This is a genomic window from Kitasatospora sp. NPDC089509 (assembly GCF_044749365.1).
Classification (GTDB): Bacteria; Actinomycetota; Actinomycetes; order Streptomycetales; family Streptomycetaceae; genus Kitasatospora.
This window is the reverse complement of record NZ_JBIVHS010000018.1, coordinates 1-22,812: the sequence shown is the minus strand read 5'-3', so window position 1 is coordinate 22,812 and position 22,812 is coordinate 1. Positions and strand designations below refer to the sequence as shown.

The following is a 22,812-nucleotide window of genomic DNA, read 5'->3' as shown; positions in this document are numbered from 1 at the left end:
TCGAATGACCACACAGCAGGGCCCCCGACGCCAGAGCAGGACGCCCGCCGGCCCGCGCACCCTCGCCGAGGAGCTGCGCGCCCGTCCCGACGACGCGCTGGCCGCCCTGCTCCGGTCCCGTCCCGACCTGCTGAACCCCGTCCCCGGAGACCTCACCCAGCTGTCCGCCCGGCTGTCCTCGCGCGCCTCCGCACTGCGCTCCCTGGAGCGGCTCGACCGCTTCACCCTCCAGGTCGCCGAGGCGCTGGCGACCGCCCCGGACGGCACCGGCCTGACCACCGTCCGCACCCTGCTGACCGGCCCGGTCAAGGTCAAGCCGCACCCCGGCGCCACCCCGCTCACCCCGGCCGACCGGTCCGCGGTCGCCGCCGCCCTCCCCCGCGCGATCGCCGCCCTGCGCGACCGGGCCCTGCTCTGGGGCCCCGACAACGGCCTGCGGCTGGTGCTCGCCGTCCGCGAGGCGCTCGCCCCGAGTGCCGTCAACCCCGGCCGCACCGGCCTCGGCCCGACCCTCGCCGACGCCACCACCGGGATGTCCCCGGCCCGGCTCCAGCAGCTGCTGGCCTCGGCCGGAGAGCCCGCCACCCCGGACCCGGTCACCGCCGTCGCCGCCCTGACCGCGCTGCTCACCGACCGCACCCGCTGCGCCGCGCTGCTCGACACCGCCCCCGAGGCCGCCCTGCGACTGCTGGACCGGCTGGTCTGGGGCCCTCCCACCGGCACCGTCCCGGACGCCACCCGCCCGGTCACCGCCGAGGACGCCCAGAGCCCGGTCGAATGGCTGCTGGCCCGCGGCCTGCTGCTGCCGACCAGTCCGGGCAGCGTGGTGCTGCCCCGTGAGCTGGCCCTGCACCTGCGCGGCGGCCGCACCCACCGCACCGTCGAACCGGTCCAGCCCGAGCCCGCGCCCGCCGCCGCCCCGCGCGACCCCCAGGTCGTGGACAGCGCCGCGGCCGGCCAGGCGCACACCGCCGTCCGGACCGTCGAGGAGCTGCTGGAGGCCTGGGGCCTCACCCCGCCGCCCACCCTGCGGGCCGGCGGCCTCGGCGTACGGGATCTCAAGCGCGCCGCCCAGACCCTGGAGAGCACCGAGCAGCAGGCCGCCTTCTGGCTCGAACTCGCCTACACCGCAGGCCTGTTGGCCCCCGACGGGGAGGCCGACGAGTGCTGGGCGCCGACCCCCGGGTACGACAGCTGGCTGCAGCTGGACACCGCCGAGCGCTGGTCCGTCCTGGCCGGCGCCTGGCTGGCCGCCACCCGCGTCCCCGCCCTCACCGGCACCCCGGACGGCAAGGGCAAGCCGCGCGCCGCCCTCGGCCCCGAACTCGACCGCACCCTCGCCCCGTCCGTCCGCCGTGCCGCCCTCGCGCTGCTCGCCGAACTCCCGCCCGGCACCCCGGCCACCGCCGAGGAACTGCTGCCCACCCTGCGCTGGCAGCGCCCGCTGCGCGGCGGCCCCACCAACCCGGACGGCCACGAGCTGCGCGACGACCTCACCGCCTGGACGCTCACCGAGGCCGAACTGCTCGGCGTCACCGGCCGCGGCGCCCTGGCCGCGCCCGCCCGCGCCCTGCTCACCGCCGAGTCCGACCCGGCCGAGGTGCTCGCCCCGCTGCTGCCGCAGCCGCTGGACCACGTGATCCTCCAGCCGGACCTCACCGCGATCGCCCCCGGCCCGCTGCTCACCCCGCTCGCCCACGCGCTCGCGCTCTGCGCCGACATCGAGTCCAAAGGCGGCGCCACCGTCTACCGCTTCACCCCGACCTCGGTGCGCCGTGCCCTGGACGCCGGCCGCACCGCCGCCGACCTGCAGACCTTCCTGGCCCAGCACAGCCGCACGCCCGTCCCCCAGCCGCTCGCCTACCTGATCGACGACGTCGCCCGCCGGCACGGCATCCTGCGGGTCGGCGCGGCCTCCTCCTACCTGCGCTGCGACGACCCGTCGCTGCTGAACGAGGTGCTCGCCGACCGCCGCACCGCCGACCTGCGGCTCCGGCTGCTCGCCCCCACCGTCCTCGCCGCCCAGGCCGCTCCGGACGTCCTGCTCGCCGCCCTGCGCACGATGGGCTACGCCCCGGCCGCCGAGTCCGCCGAGGGAGACGTGCTGATCACCCGCCCGGACAGCCACCGCACCCCGCCGCGCACCGCCCCCACCCCCGTCCCCGACGGCCCGCCCGCCCCCGACGACATCCTGCTCGCCGCCGCGATCAAGGCCATCCGGGCCGGCGACCGCGCCGCCACCGCCACCCGCCGCGAGCCGACCCCCGACCCGCGCCAACTCCCCCGCACCGCCGCCGCGGAGACCCTCGCCGCCCTCCAGACCGCCGTCCTGCTGGGCGAACGCATGTGGATCGGCTACCTCAACGCCGAGGGCATCGCCAGCCAGCGCATCATCGACCCGGTCAAGGTCGAAGGCGGCTACGTCACCGCCTTCGACCACCACGCCGACGAGCTCCGCACCTTCGCCCTGCACCGCATCACCGGCGTCGCGGAGCTGGACGAGTAGCAGGCGCCCGACGGGGCGTCAGTGCCCCGTCGACTCCTTCATCTTCTGCTTGACGGCCTGGTCCGCCAGGCTGCCGATCTGCCCCTGCCCGACCGGCAGCGAGCCGCCGCCGACCTGGTCGGCGATCAGGAATCCGGGGGCCGCCAGCAGCCCCCCGGGCCCCTCGCCGATCCCGGCGAGGGCGTGGGCGGAGCCGGCCGAGGAGGCGGTGGCCGCGAAGGCCGTGCCCATCAGGGCGAGGGCGGTCAGAACGCGCTTCGAGTTCTTCATGCCCGGCCCAACGAGCGAGCCCGGACCGTGGTCACTCGAAGCGGCCTCCCACGTACCGCCCGGGATGAGCGACACTGGAGGGTCTGCGTCGGGCCCGGTCCCCCGGGATCCGGTCCCGCAGCCAGTCAGCCTGTCAGCCAGTGGAGGGCTCCCCCGCGTGAACGACGGACCGCTCATCGTCCAGAGCGACAAAACTCTTCTCCTGGAGATCGATCACCCCAAGGCCGCCGACTGCCGCCGCGCCATCGCGCCGTTCGCCGAGCTGGAGCGGGCGCCGGAGCACGTGCACACGTACCGGGTGACGCCGCTCGGGCTGTGGAACGCGCGGGCGGCCGGGCACGACGCCGAGCAGGTGGTCGACGCCCTGGTGACGTACTCGCGCTACCCGGTGCCGCACGCGCTGCTGGTGGACGTGGCGGACACCATGGGCCGCTACGGCCGGCTCCAGCTCAGCAAGCACCCCGTCCACGGGCTGGTGCTGACCACCACCGACCGCCCGGTGCTGGAGGAGGTGCTGCGCTCCAAGAAGATCGTCCCGCTGGTCGGCGCCCGGGTCGACCCGGACACCGTGGTGGTGCACCCCTCCGAGCGCGGCCAGATCAAGCAGGTGCTGCTCAAACTCGGCTGGCCCGCCGAGGACTTCGCCGGGTACGTGGACGGCGAGGCGCACCCGATCGAGCTGGAGCAGGACGGCTGGCAGCTGCGCCCGTACCAGGCGCAGGCCGTCGAGGGCTTCTGGCACGGCGGCTCCGGCGTCGTGGTGCTGCCCTGCGGCGCCGGCAAGACGCTGGTCGGCGCGGCCGCGATGGCGGAGGCCAAGTCGACCACGCTGATCCTGGTCACCAACACCGTCTCGGCCCGCCAGTGGAAGCACGAGCTGGTCAAGCGCACCTCGCTGACCGAGGACGAGATCGGCGAGTACAGCGGCACCAGGAAGGAGATCCGCCCGGTCACCATCGCCACGTACCAGGTGATGACCACCAAGCGGAAGGGCGTCTACGCCCACCTGGAGCTGTTCGACGCCCGCAACTGGGGCCTGGTCGTCTACGACGAGGTGCACCTGCTGCCCGCGCCGGTGTTCAAGTTCACCGCCGACCTCCAGGCCCGCCGCCGGCTCGGCCTGACCGCCACCCTGGTGCGCGAGGACGGCCGCGAGGGCGACGTGTTCAGCCTGATCGGCCCGAAGCGCTTCGACGCGCCCTGGAAGGAGATCGAGGCCCAGGGCTACATCGCGCCCGCCGACTGCTGCGAGGTGCGGGTCACCCTGACCGACTCCGAGCGGCTCGCCTACGCGACCGCCGAGCCGGAGGAGCGCTACCGCTTCTGCGCGACCACCGCGACCAAGCGGCGGGTGGTGGAGGCGCTGGTCAAGAAGCACGAGAAGGACCAGACGCTGATCATCGGCCAGTACATCGACCAGCTGGACGAGCTCGGCGAGGCCCTGGACGCGCCCGTGATCAAGGGCGAGACCAGCAACGCCCAGCGCGAGAAGCTCTTCGACGCCTTCCGGAACAAGGAGATCGGCGTCCTGGTGGTCTCCAAGGTCGCCAACTTCTCGATCGACCTGCCCGAGGCGACGGTCGCCATCCAGGTCTCCGGGACCTTCGGCTCCCGCCAGGAGGAGGCCCAGCGCCTCGGCCGTGTCCTGCGCCCCAAGGCGGACGGGCACTCGGCGCACTTCTACTCGGTGGTCGCCCGGGACACCGTGGACCAGGACTTCGCCGCCCACCGGCAGCGCTTCCTGGCCGAGCAGGGCTACGCGTACCGGATCATCGACGCGGACGACGTGCTCTAGAGACGTGCCCTAGACAGGTTCAGTACCGGACACCGTCGCGCCCGAGGAAGATCACCCGCGCGGCGGTGTCCAGCACGATCCCGACGTTGCGCACGGCGGTGCTCAGCGGATTGCGGTGGTGGCGGCCCTGGACGGCGGTCGCGCCGGCCGGGCCCGAACGGGGGGTGGGGGTTTCGCTGCTCATGTCTTCCACGGTAGGCACCCGACCGGCCCACGGCATCACTCCAAAGGCCGCATCCACCGCGACGCCCGTCCTCCTCCGGGTGTACCCGCGACCCTGAGACCTGCGGGGCTGGAACCCCGAGGCCGACGGGTCTAAGATCGTCCGTCTGCCCCCTCCCGAACCGTGGTACCTGCTGACGTCCGCAGGCAGCCGGGGGAGGCGCCGACCGCACGGCAACCGGCCGGCTGTAACCACCGTGAGCTCCATCGATCCGCTGCGCCCGCCACCGGGGCAGCCGGGAAGGTTCGCTGTGCCCGCCACCCCCACCACCGACCCCCTCCAGCGCGAACGCGACCACCTGGCCGCCTCCCGGTCCGCGCTGCGGGCCATGCGCGAGGACGTCCAGTCGCTGGACATCCGCGACGTGACCGGCTCCTGGGTCACCGCCGTCATCCTGCAGAACCAGATCGAGGCCAGGATCGCCGCCCTGGCCGACCTCTCCGACACCCCGCTGTTCTTCGGCCGCCTCGACTACCTGCACGCGGTCAGCGAGGAGCTGAGCGAAGGGGGCGGCGGGGAGAACTTCTACATCGGCCGCCGGCACGTCCACGACGCCGACGGCGACCCGATGGTGATCGACTGGCGCGCGCCGGTCTCCCAGCCGTTCTACCGGGCCAGCCGCACCGAGCCGATGGACGTCGAGCGCCGCCGCCGCTTCGGCTACACCGGCGGCGAGCTCACCGCCTACGAGGACGAGCACCTCACCGACCCCGCCGAGACTGACACCGCCTCCGCGCTGCTCGCCGCCGAGATCGAGAAGCCCCGTGTCGGCCCGATGCGCGACATCGTCGCCACCATCCAGCCCGAGCAGGACGAGATCGTCCGCTCCGACATCACGGGCACCATCTGCGTCCAGGGGGCGCCCGGCACCGGGAAGACCGCCGTCGGCCTGCACCGTGTCGCGTACCTGCTGTACGCCCACCGGGAGCGGCTGGCCCGCACCGGCACCCTGGTGATCGGCCCGAACAACGCCTTCCTCTCCTACATCGAGCAGGTCCTCCCCGCGCTCGGCGAGCTGGAGGTCGGCCAGGCCACCGTGCAGCAGCTGGTCGCCCACGTCGAGGTGCGGGGCGAGGACGACCCGGAGGCGGCCCGGCTGAAGGGCGACGCCCGGATGGCGGAGGTGCTGCGCCGGGCCGTACGGGCCGGCATCACGCTGCCCACCGAGCCCTGCGTGGTGGTCCGCGGCTCCCGCCGCTGGCGCGTCCCGGCGTACGAACTGGTCGAGATCATCGAGGAGTTGAAGGGCCGCGAGATCCGCTACGGCGCCGCCCGGGACGCCCTGCCGCAGCGCATCTCGCACGCCGTGCTGCTGAAGATGGAGCAGGGCGGCGAGGCCCCGGACGACCGGGTGCAGGACGCGGTGGCCCGCAATGCCGCGGTCAAGGCGGTGGTCAAGGAGTGCTGGCCGGCCGTCGACCCGGCCAAGCTGGTGCTGCGGCTGCTCTCCGACCCGGAGTTCCTGGCCGAGTGCGCCGAGGGCGTGCTGACCGCCGAGGAGCAGCGGACGGTGCTCTGGCCCAAGCCCGGCCGCTCGGTGCGGACCGCGCGCTGGACCCCGGCCGACGCCGTCCTGGTCGACGAGGCGACCGACCTGGTGCAACGCACCCCCTCGCTCGGGCACGTGGTGCTGGACGAGGCCCAGGACCTCTCGCCGATGCAGTACCGCGCCGTCGGCCGCCGCTGCACCACCGGCTCGGCCACCGTCCTCGGCGACCTCGCCCAGGGCACCACCCCGTGGGCGACGGCCAGTTGGCCCGAGGCGCTGCGCCACCTGGGCAAGCCGGAGGCACACATCGAGGAGCTGACCAAGGGCTTCCGGGTGCCCGAGGAGGTCATCGTGTACGCCTCCCGGCTGCTGCCCGCGATCGCCCCCGGCCTGGCCCCGGCCACCTCGGTCCGCGACGCGCCCGGCTCGCTGGAGATCCGCCGGGTCGAGGAGGCCGAGGCGTGGGAGGAGGCCGTCCTGGCGGCCTGCCGGGAGGCGCTGGAGCACGAGGGCTCGACCGGCCTGATCGCCGCCGACGCCCGGATCCCGCGGCTCGGCGAGCTGCTCACGGCGGCCGGGCTGCCGCACCTCTCCCCCGGCACCGAGACCAGCGCCGAGGCCCGGCTGACCCTCGTCCCGGCCTCGCTCGCCAAGGGTCTGGAGTACGACTACGTGGTGCTGGACGAGCCGGCCGCGGTGATCGCCGGGGAGCCGGACGAGCGGACCGGCCTGCGCCGGCTGTACGTGGCGCTCACCCGCGCCGTCTCCGGGCTGACGGTGCTGCACCGCGAGCCGCTGCCCGAGCAGCTCAGCTGAGCGCTGTCCGGCCGGGACGCGGAAGGGGCCGGCCACCGGGCCGGCCCCTTCCGCCGGGGTTCACGCGTCGATCAGCGCCCGCCACTGGGCGACCTTGGCCGCGTCCACCGGCGTGAGCCAGCCGTCGGCCCGCACCGCGCCGCCGACGTGGAAGGCGTCGAAGCCCTCCGCCCGCAGCTCCTTGAGGTGCTCGGCCCGCAGGCCGCCGCCGATCAGGATCCGCTGGGTGTAGCCCGGCTCGCCGCGGCGGGCCAGCTCGGCGGCGAGCACCTCGCGCCCGGCGTCCACCCCGGCGGCCGTGCCGGAGGTGAGGAAGGTGTCCAGCCCGGGCAGCGCGCCGACGGCGGCCCGCAGGGCGGCCCGGTCGGCGCTGTGGTCGATCGCCCGGTGGAAGGTCCAGCGGCAGCCGGCGATCGCCTCGGCGACGGTCGTGGTGGCGGCCAGGTCGACGGCGCCCTCGGCGTCCAGGAAGCCGAGCACGAACTCCTCGGCGCCCTCGGCCCGCAGCGCGGCGGCCCGGGCGCACAGCTCGTCCAGGTCGCCGGGGGCGAAGCCGTCCCGGATCCGGAGCATCACGCGCAGCGGGATGCCGACGGCGGCCCGGATCCGGGCGAAGTCCTCGACCGAGGGGGTGAGCCCGTCGGCGGCCATGTCGGTGACCAGTTCGAGCCGGTCGGCGCCGCCCGACTCGGCAGCCTGGGCGTCCTGGGGCGTCAGCGCGATGACTTCGAAAATTGGTCTAGACATATCAGATAGCCTGCCACATCCCCCCGGCCCCGGCGAGACCACGCCCCCGTTCCGGTCACACCGGAACGGGGGCGCTCCTCAGGCCCTGTCGCAGGCCCGGCCACAGGCCCTGTCGTAGGCCCGGCCTCAGGCCCCGCCCGGCACCACCCCGACGGCCTCCCGCCGGCCGAACCGGCGCTCCGCCACCGCCACCAGCACCAGCAGGGCCACCACCGGCACCGCCACCGGCAGCAGGTGCGAGATCCCGCGGGACTCCCGCCAGATGTTGAACAGGCTGCCCGGCCCGGTCACCACCAGCACCGCCAGCCCGACCGCCGCCGCCCCCAGCCGCCCGCGCAGCCCGGCGAGGGCCAGCAGCGTCGGGGCGATCAGCAGCACCACGAACCACTGGAGGTCCAGCGGGAACGTCGTGTCGTCCCAGTTCTGGACCGCCTCCAGCATCCCGCCGAGGACCGCCGAGGCCACCACCAGCCCGGCGGTGCGCAGGTTCGGCCGGGGCAGCAGATCGGTCGGCGCGGCGGCCAGCAGCAGCCCGGCCACCACGAACGGCACCGTGGCCATCCCGATGTAGCCGACCCACCAGATGTCGAAGAGGCTCCTCCCCAGGGCGGCGTCACCCAGGTCGTACAGCCCGATGGCGCCCAGCACCAGCGCGGTGACCCGAACCGCCGTCCACCGGCCCAGCAGGGCCGCCACTCCGAGCAGCAGCGCGGCCGCCGGCGGGGCGAAGGCCCGGACGTGGTTCCCGAACGAGTCGTCCCAGGCGAGCCCCCTGGTGGTCCGCTCCAGGTTGGCCGCCCAGGGCACCATGGTGGCCCCGACCACGGCCCCGGCGACCATCGGCGCCAGCAGGGCCAGCAGCCGGCCGGCCGCCGACCCGCCGGTCAGCCCGAGCCGCACCCGCAGCCCGTACACCGCCAGGCCGAGCGCCTCCCGGGCGACCGCCACCCGACCGCCCTCGGCCGTCGTGTCGGCGAAGACCTCGGCCAGTTCCTCGCCGCGCTCACGGCGGTAGCGCGCCGGGTAGAGCTGCAGCGCGGCCCGCAGCAGCGCCGACGGCGCGGGGCCGATCACCGGCATGGTCATGAGAGTCCTCCCCCCGCGGCGGGCCGCTCCTGCGACCCGGTCCTCCCCGGCAGCATCGACCGGATCTTCGTCAGCCGCCGCTCGGCCTCGGTGGCCACCGCCCGCAGCCGCTCGGCCTCGTTGGCCAGGGCGTCCCGTCCGGCGTCGGTCAGCGCGTAGCTGCGCCGGGCCCGGCCGTCCACGACCTCCTCCGCGGCGACCTCGATCAGCCCCTGGGTCAGCAGCCGGTCGAGCGCCCCGTAGAGCGTGCCGGTCCGCATCTTGACCCGGCCGTCCGAGATCGCGGCGATCTCCTGGATGAGCGCGTAGCCGTGTCTCGGGGCGTCGGCCAGCGCGGTGAGCAGCAGCAGCGTCGGCTCCTGCATGGAGCGTTCAGTCATACACCTACATATATCGCCGAACGGCACATCCGTCCACCGGTGCGGGCCCCGAATCCCCGACCCACCACAATGAGGCCCATGCCGACCGAGGACCTGCTCACCGCCTGGACCGCCCTGCTGCACCGCTGCGGCACCACCGAGGACCCCGAACCGTACGGCCGGGAACTGCTGCGCCGCTGGTCCGAACCGCAGCGCCGCTACCACACCCCCGCGCACCTGCGCGCGGTGCTCGGCCACGTCGACGCCCTCGCCGGGCACGCCGCCGACCCGGACGCCGTCCGGCTGGCCGCCTGGTTCCACGACGCCGTCTACCGGCCCGACCGCACCGAGAACGAGCAGCGCAGTGCCGCCCTGGCCGTCCGCGCGCTGACCGCCGCCGGCCTGCCCGCCGACCGGGTCGCGGAGGTCGAACGGCTGGTCCTGCTCACCGTCACCCACGACCCGGCCCCCTGCGACCGCGACGGCGAGGTGCTCTGCGACGCGGACCTCGCCGTGCTCGGCGGCACCCCGGAGGCCTACGCGGCGTACGCGGCCGCCGTCCGGGAGGAGTACGGCTTCGTCCCGGAGCCGGACTTCCGGGCCGGCCGGGCCGCCGTGCTGCGCCAACTCCTGGCGCTCCCGGCCCTCTACCGCACCCCCACCGCCCGCGACCGCTTCACCGGCCCCGCCCGCACCAACCTGACGGCCGAACTCGACGCCCTCCAGGGCACCTAGGACCCCAGTTAGGGCGTGTCTGACAATTCGCGTCGGATCAGCGCGCGGCGTCGGGGTGCGTGCATCGCAAGGCGGAGGAGGGAGTCCATGCGGAGCATCGGCGACCGACGACAACGCGGCGAGGCGCGTGCCCCGGCGTCGCGCGCCCGGCGGGAATTGTCAGACACGCCCTAGGCCCCCAGCTCCCCCACCGCCGCCACCACGGCGCCCTGCTTGCCGCACACCCAGTGCGGCTCCGGCCCCAACTCCGGCTCCACGCCGAGCGCGTGCGGGTCCCCGTCGGCCGCGCAGGCGGCGCACAGCGGCCACCGCCCGTACGCCTCCAGCAGCGCGTCCTGGACGTCCTGGGCGACCAGCCCGAGCACGTACTCGGTGCCGTCCGGCCACTGCTCCAGCCACCAGCGGCGGTGGGTGACGGCCTGCTCCACCAGCGAGACGACGGCGGCGTCCGCCACGTCCCGCGCGGTGAGGTCGGCCAGGATCAGCGCCCGGGCGTTGTGCAGGGCGGTCTCGATGTCGTCGGAAGCCATCCGTCCATTCTCCGCGCAAACGCCGGAACCCCGAAACGCCGCGTGGGCGGCCCCCCGAAGGGGACCGCCCACGCGGACGAGGATCGACGATCCGACCGGGAACCCGATCAGGATCAGAAGTCCATGTCACCGCCCGGCATGCCGCCGCCGGCGGCCGCGGCGGCCTTCTCCGGCTTGTCGGCGATGACGGCCTCGGTGGTGAGGAACAGCGCCGCGATGGAGGCGGCGTTCTGCAGCGCGGAGCGGGTGACCTTGGCCGGGTCGATGATGCCCGCGGCGACCAGGTCGACGTACTCGTTGGTGGCGGCGTTCAGGCCGTGACCGGCGGGGAGGTTGCGCACCTTCTCCACCACGACGCCACCCTCCAGGCCGGCGTTGGTCGCGATCTGCTTGATCGGGGCCTCCAGCGCGACCTTGACGATGTTGGCACCGGTGGCCTCGTCGCCGTCCAGCTCCAGCTTGTCGAACGCGACACCGGCCTGCAGCAGCGCGACGCCACCACCGGCGACGATGCCCTCCTCGACGGCGGCCTTGGCGTTGCGGACGGCGTCCTCGATGCGGTGCTTGCGCTCCTTGAGCTCCACCTCGGTGGCCGCGCCGGCCTTGATGACGGCCACGCCGCCGGCCAGCTTGGCGAGGCGCTCCTGGAGCTTCTCGCGGTCGTAGTCCGAGTCGCTGTTCTCGATCTCGGCGCGGATCTGGTTCACGCGACCGGCGACCTGGTCGCTGTCGCCGCCACCGTCGACGATGGTGGTCTCGTCCTTGGTGATGACCACCTTGCGGGCGGTGCCCAGCAGGTCGATGCCGGCGTTCTCCAGCTTGAGGCCGACCTCCTCGGAGATCACGGTGCCACCGGTGAGGATGGCGATGTCGCCGAGCATGGCCTTGCGGCGGTCGCCGAAGCCCGGGGCCTTGACGGCGACGGACTTGAAGGTGCCGCGGATCTTGTTCACGACCAGGGTCGACAGGGCCTCGCCCTCGACGTCCTCGGCGATGATGACGAGCGGCTTGCCGCTCTGCATGACCTTCTCCAGCAGCGGGAGCAGGTCCTTGACCGAGCCGATCTTGGAGTTGGCGATGAGGATGTACGGGTCCTCGAAGGTCGCCTCCATCCGCTCCAGGTCGGTGGCGAAGTAGGCGGAGATGTAGCCCTTGTCGAAGCGCATGCCCTCGGTGAGCTCAAGCTCCAGGCCGAAGGTGTTGCTCTCCTCGACGGTGATGACGCCTTCCTTGCCGACCTTGTCCATGGCCTCGGCGATGAGCTCGCCGATCTGGGTGTCGGCGGCGGAGATGGAGGCGGTGGAGGCGATCTGCTCCTTGGTCTCCACGTCCTTGGCCTGGGCCAGCAGCTGGTCCGAGACGGCGGCGACGGCCTTCTCGATGCCGCGCTTCAGGGCCATCGGGTTGGCGCCGGCGGCGACGTTGCGCAGACCCTCGCGAACCAGGGCCTGGGCGAGCACGGTGGCGGTGGTGGTGCCGTCACCCGCGACGTCGTCCGTCTTCTTGGCGACCTCCTTGACGAGCTCCGCACCGATCTTCTCGTACGGGTCCTCGAGCTCGATCTCCTTGGCGATGGAGACACCGTCGTTGGTGATCGTGGGGGCGCCCCACTTCTTCTCCAGCACGACGTTGCGGCCCTTGGGGCCGAGCGTGACCTTCACGGCGTCGGCGAGCTGGTTCATGCCACGCTCAAGGCCGCGGCGAGCTTCCTCATCAAAGGCGATGATCTTGGCCATCAGAAGTGGTCCTCCGGGACACGGTCGACTGCTCGGACCAAGGGGTGCCCGCGACGGACGGCCCTGGTGCGCGGAGGTCCATTCCCCTACCGCTCCCGGGGGCCTCACCGACCCGGTCCGCTGTCACTCTCACACTGTGAGTGCTAACGCCAATGATTAGCACTCCGGGTGGTCGAGTGCAAGCCCAATCGGCAACCCGCGAGCCGCCCGACGGGCCCGCGCGGGAACGTGAACAGGCCCGCGCGGGAACGCGAACGGGCCCGTACGACGCGTGTCGCACGGGCCCGTCGAGAAGCAGGAGGTCCACCAGCAGTGGGCCGCGCCGAGCTCCTGGAGTCGGAAGGGGTCAGACCGCCGCGCGGACCATGTCCGCCTGCGGGCCCTTCTGTCCCTGGGAGATCTCGAACTCGACCCGCTGGCCCTCCTCGAGGGTGCGGTAGCCGTCCATCTGGATCGCGCTGTAGTGGACGAAGACGTCCGCACCACCGTCGACCGCGATGAAGCCGTAGCCCTTCTCCGCGTTGAACCACTTGACGGTGCCCTGAGCCATTCCGAACTCCCCTAGTGCTGTGCTGGCCCTTCACGGTCCCGCAGGTCGCGGGCCCGGGTCTGGTTTGAAGGCCGGCCCGGGGAACCCCCCCTGAGCGCAGCCGTGCACGCCGCAATCCTCCGCACGGGGGCGCCGGACGGCTTCCGTGAGCGGTTGATTACGTCGACCGCCGCTGAATGTATCCGGACCGACGCCCTCTGCAACAGGGTCAACCGCCGGGAATTCCGAGGGCCCGTCAAGAGACAAGAGCGAACAAACCGGAAGGAACTCGGCATTCGTCGCCGGACATAGCGGACGAATTACCCAAATGCCCGCAGGAATTCTGACATCTGCCTGACATGTTTCCCGGGAACCGCCCCGGGCCGGTCCCGCCGGTCGGACGACCTCCGGCGAAGCACCCCGTGCGCCGGAAGGGCGGCCCTGTTCCCAGCAGAGCCACACTCTACTCCGACTTGAGCGGGAAATATTCCCGCCGAAATGCGAACGCGCCGCCCGCGCGTACGGAGAGTGGAATTCCGTACGCACGGGCGGCGCGGGGCGACCCGGAAAGCAACCCGGAAACGCGACCGCCGAACGACTCAGCAGCCGCCGGCCACCGCCGGAATGATCGAGACGCTGGCGCCGTCCCCGATCTCGGTCGCCAGGCCCTCGGCGAACCGCACGTCATCGTCGTTCACGTACACGTTGACGAAGCGGCGCAGCTTGCCGGTGTCGTCCAGGATCCGGGCCGAGATGCCCGCGTGGTTCTGCTCCAGGTGGGCGATGACCTCGGCCAGGGTGGCCCCCTCGGCGGTCACCTCGGCCGCACCGCCGGTGTAGGTGCGCAGGATGGTGGGGATGCGGACGTTGGCGCTCATGGCTCTCCTAGCGGGGTGGGGGTGGTTCAGGCGGACGCGAGACCGGCGGAGTGGAAAGCGTCCAGCGTCGGGCGGATGACGGCGGTAATCCCGGCCTCGGAGACGGCGTCCAGGGTCTTCAGGCCGTCGCCGGTGTTGATCGCGACGGTCTCCTTGGCCGGGTCCAGCTGACCCGTCTCGACCAACTTCTTCAGCACGCCGACGGTCACCCCGCCCGCGGTCTCGGCGAAGATGCCCTCGGTCCGGGCCAGCAGCCGGATCGCCGCCACGACCTCCGCGTCCGTGACGTCCTCGACCGCACCGCCGGTGCGGCGGGCGATGTCCAGCACGTACGGGCCGTCCGCCGGGTTGCCGATCGCCAGCGACTTGGCGATGGTGTCCGGCTTCACCGGCTTGATCACGTCCCGGCCGGCCTTGAACGCCGCCGACACCGGCGAGCAGCCCTCCGCCTGGGCGCCGAAGATCCGGTACGGCCGGTCCTCGACCAGCCCCAGCCTGATCAGCTCCTGCAGCCCCTTGTCGATCTTCGTCAGCTGGGAGCCGGAGGCGATCGGGATGACGATCTGCTCCGGCAGGCGCCAGCCCAGCTGCTCGCAGATCTCGTACGCCAACGTCTTGGAGCCCTCGCCGTAGTACGGCCGCAGGTTGACGTTGACGAAGCCCCAGCCCTCGCCGGCCGGGTCCCCGATCAGCTCCGAGCAGAAGCGGTTCACGTCGTCGTAGTTGCCCTCGATGCCGACCAGCTCGCCGCCGTACACCCCGGCCATCACGACCTTGCCCTGCTCCAGGTCGTGCGGGATGAAGACGCAGGACCGGAACCCGGCCCGGGCCGCCGCCGCGCCCACCGCGCCGGCCAGGTTGCCGGTGGAGGAGCAGGACAGCGTGGTGTACCCGAACGCCCGGGCCGCCTCGATCGCGCAGGCCACCACCCGGTCCTTGAACGAGTGGGTGGGGTTGCCGGAGTCGTCCTTGATGTGCAGCTGCGCGGTGAAGCCGAGCTCACGACCCAGGTTGTCCGCCTTGACCAGCGGGGTCCAGCCGGGGTTCAGGTTGGGCTTGGAGGCGACGTCGGCCGGCACCGGCAGCAGCGGCGCGTAGCGCCAGATGGACGCGGGGCCGGACTCGATCCGCTTGCGCAGCTCCTCGGCGCGCTCGCTCCCGAACTCGTAGGCGATCTCCAGCGGCCCGAAGCACTCCAGGCAGGCGAAGCTGGGGCCGAGCGGGAACCGGGTTCCGCACTCCCGACAGGACAGCGCGGCGGCGGGGCCGAGGTCCACGGAAACAGGTGCGGCAGTGTCGATGGCCATGATGGCGGAGGCCTCTCTCCTCATCTTCCCCGCGGCGCGGTCGCGCCACAGGCCGGAATTGGCACCTGTCCCGCCGGGGCCTGTCGACAGACAGCCGAGCGAGAAGGTTGCCGGGACGTCAACGGGCCGTTCCCTCAGTCCCTCTGGATGAGCTTGTGAAATTGTGGTGGTGCGCAACGGTGACCCCGGCGTGCAAAGGTCCGACCGCTGTACGAAGACTGTATCCGAAGGCGTCACCCCTGAACGGGTCCGTCCGCCAAGCGAGATGAGCCGTTCCACCCCGATCCCGCCGAGGAGAGTCACCGTGCCCGCCGAACCGATCCCCGCGCTCCTCCCACAGGCGGCGTCCTGGCTCCGCCGCCGCTCGTGGAGCGCGACCGACCGGCCGGTGCACACCCTGCTGGAGGCCAAGCGGCGCACCGGCCGCACCGTCAGCGTCGTCCTCCCGGCCCTGGACGAGGAGGCCACCGTCGGCGACATCGTCCGCACCGTCCGGCGCGAGCTGATGGAGCGGATCCCCCTGGTGGACGAACTCGTCGTGGTGGACTCCGGCTCCGCCGACGCCACCGCCGCCGTCGCCGCCGCCGCGGGCGCCCGGGTGGAGCACCGCGACCGGATCCTGCCCCGGCTGCCCGCCGTCCCCGGCAAGGGCGAGGTGCTCTGGCGCTCGCTGCTGGTCACCCGCGGCGACATCGTCTGCTTCGTGGACGCCGACCTGCGCGAGTTCGACCCGGCCTTCGTCTCCGGCATCGTCGGCCCGCTGCTGACCGACGAGTCCGTCCAGCTGGTCAAGGCCATGTACGACCGCCCGCTGGAGACCGAGAGCGGGGCGGTCCTGCCGGTCGGCGGCGGCCGGGTCACCGAACTCGTCGCCCGCCCGCTGCTCAACCTGCACTGGCCGGAACTCGCCGGCTTCGTCCAGCCGCTCGGCGGCGAGTACGCGGCCCGCCGCCCGCTGCTCGAACGGCTGCCCTTCCCCACCGGCTACGGCGTCGAGCTCGGTCTGCTGGTCGACGCCCTGGAACTGGTCGGACTGGACGCCCTGGCCCAGGTCGACGTCGGCGTCCGGCACCACCGCCACCAGGACGGCCAGGCCCTCGGCCGGATGGCCGCCACCATCTACCGCACCGCCCTGGAACGGCTCGACCGCACCCACCGCCTCAAGGCCTCCGCCGACCTGGTCCACCCCCACCTCACCCAGTTCAGCCGCGACCCGGACACCCGCGCCTTCACCGCCCACACCCACCCGGTGACGGCCCTGGAGCGCCCGCCGATGCACACCGTCCCCGAGTACGCGACCCGCCACTGAACCGCCTGCCGAAACGTTTGCCGACCCGACCCCCCGGCAACATCCCAACCATGGGCGATCTCACGACCGAACGTTCGAGTGCGACCGGCACCGCCCCCGTCCTGGTGGCCTCCAACCGGGGACCGGTGTCCTTCAGCACCGCCGACGACGGCACACTGACCCTGCGCCGCGGCGGCGGCGGCCTGGTCTCCGGCCTGTCCGCGATCGACGACCCGGACGCCGTCTGGGTCTGCGCCGCCCTGAACGACGCCGACCGCAGAGCCGCCCGGGAGGCCCCCGAGGGCCGGCTCGACCGGGCCGGGCACGAGGTCGGCGGCCAGGCCGTACGGATGCTCGACATCGACCCGGAGACCTTCGCCCGCGCCTACAACGGCGTCGCCAACTCCACCCTCTGGTTCGTCCACCACCTGCTCTACGCGACGCCGACCGCACCCTCCTTCGACGCCGGTTTCCGCACCGAGTGGGCCGCCTACCGGGCCTACAACGCCGCCTTCGCGGACGCCCTGGCCGCCGAGGCCGCCCCGGGCGCCGCGGTGCTGGTGCAGGACTACCACCTGTCCCTCGCCCCGGCCCTGCTCCGCGCGGCCCGCCCCGACCTGCGGATCGGCCACTTCTCCCACACCCCGTGGGCCCCGCCCGAGTACTACCGGCTGCTCCCCGACGACGTCGGCCGGGCCGTGCTGACCGGCATCCTCGGCGCCGACCGGGCCGGGTTCCTCACCGAACGCTGGGCCCGCGCCTTCGCCGCCTGCTGCGCGGACCTCCTCGGCGCCACCGTCGACCACGAGGCGCTCACCGTCACCCACGCGGGCCGCACCACCCGGCTCGGCGTCCACGCCCTGGGCGCCGACGCCGACTTCCTGCGCGAGCGCGCCCACCGCCCCGACGTGGACGAACGCCTGGCCGTCCTGCGCGACGCCGTCGGCGACCGCCGCACCGTCGTCCGGGTGGACCGCACCGAGCTGAGCAAGAACATCGTCCGCGGCCTCCAGGCCTACCGGCACCTGCTCCGCACCCGCCCCGAGTGGCACGACCGGGTGGTGCACATCGCCTTCGCCTACCCCTCCCGCACCGACCTCGCCGAGTACCGCGACTACACCGCCGCCGTCCGACGCCTGGCCGAGGAGATCGACGCCGAGTTCGCCACCCCCACCTGGCGGCCGCTGATCCTGCACGTCGACGACGACTTCCCGCGCTCCCTGGCGGCCTACCGCCTCGCCGACGTCGCCCTCGTCAACCCGATCCGGGACGGCATGAACCTGGTCGCCAAGGAGGTCCCGGTGGTCTCCGACCGGGGCTGCGCCCTCGTCCTCTCCCGGGAGGCCGGCGCCCACGCCGAGCTCAAGGACGACGCCCTCACCGTCAACCCCTACGACGTGATCGCCACCGCCGAGGCCCTGCACGCCGGACTCACCATGAGCCCGGAGGAGCGCGCCGACCGCACCAAGCGGCTCGCCGCGGCGGCCACCGCGCTCCCCCCGCAGCAGTGGTTCCTGGACCAGCTCAACGCGCTCTGACCGCCCGTCCCAAGCCCTCCAGCAGCTCCACCACGCCCGCGGGCCCGTCGACCACCAGATCCGCCCGGTCGGCGAGCTCGCGCACCGGCGCGTCCCCCACCGCCCCGGCGCACACCAGCAGCCCGGCGACGCCGTCCCCGCGCAGCTGCTCCACCGCCGCGAAGGCCGCCACGTCCCCCAGGTCGTCCCCCGCGTAGAGCACCGAGCGGGCCCCGCGCTCCCGCAGGAACCCGGTCAGCGCCGCCCCCTTGTCCACCCCCGGCGGCCGCAGCTCCAGCACCAGCCGCCCGGGCTCCACCACCAGCCCGTGCTCGGCCGCCAGCTCCCCCACCGGCGCCCGCAGCAGCTCCAGCGCCCGTTCCGGCTCCGCCGTCCGCCGGGTGTGCACCGCCACCGAGCGCCCCTTGTCCTCCACCCACGTCCCCTCGGGCGCCCCCACCCGGGCCAGCACCCCCGGCAACGCCGCCCGGGCCCCGGCCACCCCCGGATGCACCTCCGGCGCCGTCAGCACGCCCCCCTCCCAGCGCTCGGCCCCGTAGTGCCCCAGCACCACCAGCCCCGGTACCCGGGCGAACCCGCCGTACTCCGCCGCCACCCCGGCCGGCCGCCCGGTGACGACCACCACGGCCCGCACCACGGACGCCAGCCCCCGCAACGCCCCCACCACCCCCGGATGCGCCCGCGCCAGCGCCGGATCCGCCACGATCGGCGCCAACGTCCCGTCGAAGTCCAACGCGACCACCGCATCCCCCGGCGCCGCCACGATCGCCCGCCACCCGTCCCGCCCGGCACCAGTGACCGGCACACCCATCTCGTCAAGAGCCATACCCAGGCCCATACCCACCCCCGTCCACCCCACCACCCCAGCGAGCGCGCAGGGCGAAAGCCCGCGCGCCCGCAAAGAACCACCCCCTAACCCGCACCCACCCACCCCCCCCAGCACCCCCACCCCACCCCACCCCACGAACCAACCCAGGCGAGAGGGACGCGCTGCGGGAGGGGGCGGTGGAGGGGGTGGCCGCGGAGAGGGGCGTAACGGGTGATTTTCAGACTGCCAACGGCGGCCAGGCATACGCGGACAGGGTCGGCAGTCCGAAAATCACCCAGCCCCCGGAGCACCCACCCCCGGAACCGCCCCCGGCGTCACCCACCCTCCCGAAAGCCCCCCGTCAACGAGCCTCCCGCCGGGCCTCCCGGACCCGCCGCAGCCGGTTCACCAGCACCGGCGCGAACGCCAACGCCTCCTCCCGGTCCAGCAGCGCGTTCAGCAGTTGGTAGTACCGGGTCGAGGAGAGCCCCAGCTCCTCCCGGATCGCCCGCTCCTTGGCCCCCGCCGTCCGCCACTGCCGCCCCTCCAGCGCCAGTACCGCCCGGTCCCGCTCACTCAGCTCGTTCAGCTCGCCCACGACGAAACACCTCCTGGCTACGAAGTGTCATCCTCGCCCCCGCCCCCGACACACTCTGCCCCCCGCCCCGGCATCCCCGCCCGGCTACCGTCACCCCCATGACCACGCCGAACACGCCGAGCTTCACCGTCCACGTCCCGACCGCCGAGCTGGACCCCGAGCCCCTCGACCCGTCCCAGATCGTCTCCGGCACCCCCGAGGTCACCGGAAGGGTCCTCGCCGAGTCCCCCGACGGCCGCCAGCTGCGCGGCATCTGGCAGATCACCCCGGGCGTGGTCACCGACGTGGAGGCCGACGAGGTGTTCACGGTGCTGAGCGGCCGGGCCACCATCGAGATCGAGGGCGGCCCGACCCTGACCGTCGGCCCGGGCGACTGCGCCGTCCTGCGCGCGGGCGACCGCACCACCTGGACGGTCCACGAGACCCTCCGCAAGACCTACGCGATCACCCTCCCCTGAGGACGGCCCCGCCGGTCGGCCCGGGTCCTACTGCCGACGGACCCGGGCCGCCTCCTTGACCGCCGCTTCCTGCAGCCCGCCGAGCACCTGCTTCGGGTCCCCGGTCACCGCCTGCCCGATCCCGGTCTTGATCCGGTTGCTGACCTCTCCCCAGGCCGGGTCCCCGAACGGGTAGAAGCTCGCGTTGGTCAGCCCGACCGCGAACTGCTTGAGGTCCTCGTGCTTCGGGTCGGAGGACATCTGGTTGAAGGCGTCCTGGGTCACCGGCAGCAGGTTGTACCGCTCGTCGAACTTCAGCTGGTTGTCCTTCGCGTAGACGAAGGACAGGAACTTCTTGATCTCGTTCTTGTGCCCGTTGGCCTTGAACGCCATCATCCAGTCCGCGACCCCGAGGCTCCCGGTCTTCCCCACGCCGTCCTTCTTCGGGATCGGCGCCGTCCCGAAGTCGATCTTCCCGGCGGTGGCCATCCGGAGCAGCGTCGGATGCCCGTTCAGCATCGCGACCTTCCCGGAGGCGAAGTCCTGGAACACCGGCGTGCGGTTCATCTTGCCCGGGTCCGGATACGTCAGCCCGGTGCCGACCAGGTTGTTCTTCAGCCAGCTGAAGGTCGCCTGGTTCTGGTCGCTGTCGATGGTGTAGTTGCCGACGTCGTCGGAGAGCGAGCCGCCGCCGCTCAGCGTCCACAGCATCGACTCGGCCGGCGCCTCCTCGGGCCCGAGCGGGAGCCCGTACGGGGTCACCCCCGGCACCTTGGCCTTGATCTTCTCGGCCGCGGCCCGCAGCTCGTTCCAGGTGGTCGGCGGCTGGGAGATGCCCGCCTGCCGGAAGACCGCCTTGTTGTAGAAGAGCACCCGGGACGAGGACACGAACGGGATCCCGTACTGGGTGCCGATCACCTGCCCGGCGTGGGCGAAGTTGTCCATGAACTTGGCCTGGGTGTCCATCGAGAGCACGTCGGCGGCCGGGTACAGCCGGTCCGCCGCGACCTGCTCGGCGAAGCCGCCGGTCTGCAGCAGGTCCGGCGACTTACCGGCCGCGATCATGTCGTCGACCTTCTTGCCGATGTCGGTCCAGCTGTCGACCTCGACCTCGACCTTGATGCCGGGGTTGGCCGACTCGAAGTCCTTGGCGACCTCGTCCCAGTAGTGCTTGGAGCTGGTGTCGATGCTCTCCCCGTAGTCCGCGGCGACCAGTTTGAGCGTGACCGGCCCGTCGCCCTGCCCACTGCAGGCGCTGACCGCGGTGAGCACCAGTGCTCCGGCCAACGCCGTTCCGAGCACACGGGTGGAAACGTGGGCGCGCCTGTCCAACGCGGGTACCGCCTTCGGGGGGAACTACGGGGGAACTACGGCCGGACGGGCGCGTCCGGCTGGGGGAGCGCAACACTGCCAAATCGCCCACCGAATGGTCCACACCACTCGACCCCACCCGCCGAGTAGTTACCGAAGTGCCCGGGTTCATTGCACGATGCGCAACAACCGGTACCCGAACGCCCCCTGTCGGGCCCTCGGGCACAAAGTCCCGCACACCCCCGCAGCCGAGACAAAGCTCACCCAGTATGGACCAGACCAATCCGACAACTGGACTAGACCTCTTCGACCAGACCAAGGGAAACTGTCCTCCGTGAAGCACGTCATCGCACTCGATGTAGGCGGCACCGGCATGAAGGCCGCGCTGCTCGCCCAGGACGGCTCCGTGCTGTTCGAAGCACGCCGACCGACCGGGCGGGAGCACGGCACCGACGCCGTCGTCGCCGCCATCCTCGACTTCGCCGCCGATCTGGCCGACGAGGGCCGGACCCGCTTCGGCCTCGCCCCGGCGGCGGCCGGTGTGGCCGTCCCCGGCACGATCGACGAGAGGAACGGGATCGCGGTCTTCTCCGCCAACCTCGGCTGGCGCGACCTCCCGCTGCGCAAGCTGCTCGGCGAACGCCTCGCCGCCCCCGGCGGCCCCGCGATGCCGGTGGCCCTCGGCCACGACGTGCGCTCCGGCGGCCTCGCCGAGGGCCGGCTCGGCGCCGGCCGCGGCGTCGACCGCTTCCTGTTCATCGCCCTGGGCACCGGCATCGCCGGCGCCATCGGCATCGACGGCCGGATCGAGGCCGGCGCGCACGGCTACGGCGGCGAGATCGGCCACGTGGTGGTCCGCCCCGGCGGCCCGCAGTGCGGCTGCGGCGCCCGCGGCTGCCTGGAGACCCTGGCCTCCGCCTCCGCCGTCTCCCGCGCCTGGGCCGAGGCCAGCGGTGACCCCGACGCCGACGCGGCATCCTGCGCCGCCGCGGTGGACGCCGGGGACGACCGCGCCCGCGCCGTCTGGCAGAACGCGGTCGACGCGCTGGCCGACGGCATCGTGCTGGCCCAGAGCCTGCTCGACCCGTCCACCGTCATCGTCGGCGGCGGGCTGGCCGAGGCCGGCGACACGCTCTTCACTCCGCTGCGCGCGGCGGTCACCGAGCGCCTGACCTTCCAGATGCCCCCGAAGGTCGTACCCGCCATGCTCAAAGACACCGCCGCGTCCCTGGGCGCGGGCCTGCTCGCCTGGGATCTGCTCTCGATGGAGGTGACCGCGTGACCACCGCGGACCGTGACCGTACCGCCCTGTCCGGCGCCCGACTGGTGCTGCCCGGCGGCGTCGTCGAGGGCGACCGGATCGCCGTCGAGGGCGAGCGCATCGCCGGCCTCGGCGGGGACCCCGAGCCCGGTGACCTCGACCTGACCGGCCACACCGTCGTGCCCGGCTTCGTCGACCTGCACGTCCACGGCGGCGGCGGCGCCTCCTACGCCTCCGGCATCGCCGAGGAGGCCCTGCTCGCCGCCCGCACCCACCTCGAACACGGCACCACCACCACGATGGCCTCCACCGTCACCGGCGAGATCGACGACCTCGCCCGCCAGGCCGCCGTCCTCTCCGAACTCGTCGAGGACGGCGTCCTGGCCGGCATCCACTTCGAGGGCCCCTTCATCTCCCACAACCGCTGCGGCGCCCACCGCCCCGACCTGCTGCGCGACCCCGACCCCGCGCTGGTCCGCAAGCTCGTCGACGCCGCCCGCGGCCACGCGAAGATGGTCACCCTCGCCCCCGAACTCCCCGGCGGCCTCGACTCGGTGCGCATGCT

The 22,812-nt window shown here is 73.3% G+C and carries 22 protein-coding genes and 1 riboswitch; of the genes, 9 read left to right on the top strand and 13 right to left on the bottom strand.

Translation table 11 applies throughout. The features are described from left to right. Nucleotides 1–4 precede the first annotated feature (4 nt). On the top strand, nucleotides 5–2,506 hold the full coding sequence (locus ACIP4P_RS30275; protein ID WP_400923873.1) for a helicase-associated domain-containing protein: 2,502 nt from the start codon (nucleotides 5–7) through the stop codon (nucleotides 2,504–2,506). An 18-nt stretch (nucleotides 2,507–2,524) separates the two neighbouring features. Here the strand turns inward: ACIP4P_RS30275 and ACIP4P_RS30270 are convergent, their stop codons facing one another. Continuing rightward, complete coding sequence (locus ACIP4P_RS30270; protein ID WP_350516846.1) at nucleotides 2,525–2,776, bottom strand: hypothetical protein; 252 nt, start codon at nucleotides 2,774–2,776, stop codon at nucleotides 2,525–2,527. Nucleotides 2,777–2,933: 157 nt separating this feature from the next. On the opposite strand from ACIP4P_RS30270, the gene ACIP4P_RS30265 reads away from it, so the two are divergent. Further along, complete coding sequence (locus ACIP4P_RS30265) at nucleotides 2,934–4,571, top strand: DNA repair helicase XPB (RefSeq protein ID WP_350516845.1); 1,638 nt, start codon at nucleotides 2,934–2,936, stop codon at nucleotides 4,569–4,571. Nucleotides 4,572–4,590: 19 nt separating this feature from the next. Here ACIP4P_RS30265 and ACIP4P_RS30260 read toward each other — a convergent pair whose 3' ends face one another. Further along, nucleotides 4,591–4,755 (bottom strand): hypothetical protein, encoded by a 165-nt coding sequence (locus ACIP4P_RS30260; RefSeq protein ID WP_350516844.1) that lies wholly within the window; start codon nucleotides 4,753–4,755, stop codon nucleotides 4,591–4,593. Between the two features lie 289 nt (nucleotides 4,756–5,044). Between ACIP4P_RS30260 and ACIP4P_RS30255 the strand changes: the two genes are divergently transcribed. Further along, on the top strand, nucleotides 5,045–7,099 hold the full coding sequence (locus ACIP4P_RS30255; RefSeq protein WP_400923869.1) for a HelD family protein: 2,055 nt from the start codon (nucleotides 5,045–5,047) through the stop codon (nucleotides 7,097–7,099). Nucleotides 7,100–7,159: 60 nt separating this feature from the next. On the opposite strand, the gene ACIP4P_RS30250 is transcribed toward ACIP4P_RS30255, so the two are convergent. The 3 genes from ACIP4P_RS30250 to ACIP4P_RS30240 form a co-directional block, all read right to left on the bottom strand. After that, nucleotides 7,160–7,846, bottom strand: a complete 687-nt coding sequence (locus ACIP4P_RS30250) for a copper homeostasis protein CutC (protein WP_400923867.1) — start codon at nucleotides 7,844–7,846, stop codon at nucleotides 7,160–7,162. A 126-nt stretch (nucleotides 7,847–7,972) separates the two neighbouring features. Then, a complete protein-coding gene (locus ACIP4P_RS30245) occupies nucleotides 7,973–8,932 on the bottom strand; it encodes a hypothetical protein (RefSeq protein WP_400923865.1) in 960 nt (319 codons plus the stop codon). Beyond that, the gene (locus ACIP4P_RS30240) at nucleotides 8,929–9,312 is read right to left on the bottom strand and encodes a PadR family transcriptional regulator (protein WP_400923863.1); all 384 of its coding nucleotides are present in this window, start codon (nucleotides 9,310–9,312) and stop codon (nucleotides 8,929–8,931) included. Before ACIP4P_RS30240 ends, ACIP4P_RS30245 begins: the two co-directional genes overlap by 4 nt. A 78-nt stretch (nucleotides 9,313–9,390) precedes the next feature. Between ACIP4P_RS30240 and ACIP4P_RS30235 the strand changes: the two genes are divergently transcribed. Then, a complete protein-coding gene (locus ACIP4P_RS30235; RefSeq protein ID WP_400923861.1) occupies nucleotides 9,391–10,026 on the top strand; it encodes a hypothetical protein in 636 nt (211 codons plus the stop codon). A gap of 170 nt (nucleotides 10,027–10,196) precedes the next feature. Here ACIP4P_RS30235 and ACIP4P_RS30230 read toward each other — a convergent pair whose 3' ends face one another. The 5 genes from ACIP4P_RS30230 to thrC form a co-directional block, all read right to left on the bottom strand. Next, entirely contained in the window at nucleotides 10,197–10,556 is a 360-nt protein-coding gene (locus ACIP4P_RS30230) for a hypothetical protein (RefSeq protein ID WP_400923859.1), read from the bottom strand. Between the two features lie 113 nt (nucleotides 10,557–10,669). Further along, on the bottom strand, nucleotides 10,670–12,292 hold the full coding sequence (gene groL, locus ACIP4P_RS30225) for a chaperonin GroEL (RefSeq protein WP_350504926.1): 1,623 nt from the start codon (nucleotides 12,290–12,292) through the stop codon (nucleotides 10,670–10,672). Nucleotides 12,293–12,638: 346 nt separating this feature from the next. Continuing rightward, complete coding sequence (locus ACIP4P_RS30220) at nucleotides 12,639–12,842, bottom strand: cold-shock protein (protein WP_030289665.1); 204 nt, start codon at nucleotides 12,840–12,842, stop codon at nucleotides 12,639–12,641. 578 nt (nucleotides 12,843–13,420) lie between these two features. Continuing rightward, nucleotides 13,421–13,699, bottom strand: a complete 279-nt coding sequence (locus ACIP4P_RS30215) for a MoaD/ThiS family protein (RefSeq protein WP_350516836.1) — start codon at nucleotides 13,697–13,699, stop codon at nucleotides 13,421–13,423. Between the two features lie 26 nt (nucleotides 13,700–13,725). Continuing rightward, entirely contained in the window at nucleotides 13,726–15,006 is a 1,281-nt protein-coding gene (thrC, locus tag ACIP4P_RS30210) for a threonine synthase (protein WP_400923856.1), read from the bottom strand. A 17-nt stretch (nucleotides 15,007–15,023) separates the two neighbouring features. After that, a riboswitch (SAM riboswitch) is annotated at nucleotides 15,024–15,160 on the bottom strand. A 150-nt stretch (nucleotides 15,161–15,310) separates the two neighbouring features. Here thrC and ACIP4P_RS30205 point away from each other — a divergent pair. Together ACIP4P_RS30205 and ACIP4P_RS30200 are read left to right on the top strand one after the other, a co-directional pair. Further along, entirely contained in the window at nucleotides 15,311–16,315 is a 1,005-nt protein-coding gene (locus ACIP4P_RS30205) for a glucosyl-3-phosphoglycerate synthase (protein WP_400923854.1), read from the top strand. Nucleotides 16,316–16,365: 50 nt separating this feature from the next. Further along, on the top strand, nucleotides 16,366–17,832 hold the full coding sequence (locus tag ACIP4P_RS30200) for a trehalose-6-phosphate synthase (RefSeq protein ID WP_400923852.1): 1,467 nt from the start codon (nucleotides 16,366–16,368) through the stop codon (nucleotides 17,830–17,832). On the opposite strand, the gene otsB is transcribed toward ACIP4P_RS30200, so the two are convergent. Beyond that, entirely contained in the window at nucleotides 17,819–18,658 is an 840-nt protein-coding gene (gene otsB, locus ACIP4P_RS30195) for a trehalose-phosphatase (RefSeq protein ID WP_400923850.1), read from the bottom strand. The genes ACIP4P_RS30200 and otsB overlap by 14 nt on opposite strands. A gap of 343 nt (nucleotides 18,659–19,001) precedes the next feature. Continuing rightward, nucleotides 19,002–19,229, bottom strand: coding sequence for a DUF3263 domain-containing protein (locus ACIP4P_RS30190; protein ID WP_400924148.1), 228 nt, complete (start codon nucleotides 19,227–19,229; stop codon nucleotides 19,002–19,004). A gap of 107 nt (nucleotides 19,230–19,336) precedes the next feature. Here ACIP4P_RS30190 and ACIP4P_RS30185 point away from each other — a divergent pair, with 107 nt between their 5' ends. After that, nucleotides 19,337–19,696: a cupin domain-containing protein gene (locus ACIP4P_RS30185; protein ID WP_350516830.1), complete on the top strand. Its 360-nt coding sequence runs from the start codon at nucleotides 19,337–19,339 to the stop codon at nucleotides 19,694–19,696. A gap of 27 nt (nucleotides 19,697–19,723) precedes the next feature. Here ACIP4P_RS30185 and ACIP4P_RS30180 read toward each other — a convergent pair whose 3' ends face one another. Further along, entirely contained in the window at nucleotides 19,724–20,962 is a 1,239-nt protein-coding gene (locus ACIP4P_RS30180) for an extracellular solute-binding protein (protein WP_400923847.1), read from the bottom strand. A 358-nt stretch (nucleotides 20,963–21,320) separates the two neighbouring features. Between ACIP4P_RS30180 and ACIP4P_RS30175 the strand changes: the two genes are divergently transcribed. Both ACIP4P_RS30175 and ACIP4P_RS30170 read left to right on the top strand, forming a co-directional pair. Further along, nucleotides 21,321–22,268, top strand: a complete 948-nt coding sequence (locus ACIP4P_RS30175) for an ROK family protein (protein ID WP_400923846.1) — start codon at nucleotides 21,321–21,323, stop codon at nucleotides 22,266–22,268. Then, on the top strand, nucleotides 22,265–22,812 hold a 548-nt coding region (locus ACIP4P_RS30170), incomplete at its 3' end, for an amidohydrolase family protein (RefSeq protein ID WP_400923843.1). The genes ACIP4P_RS30175 and ACIP4P_RS30170, both read left to right, overlap by 4 nt.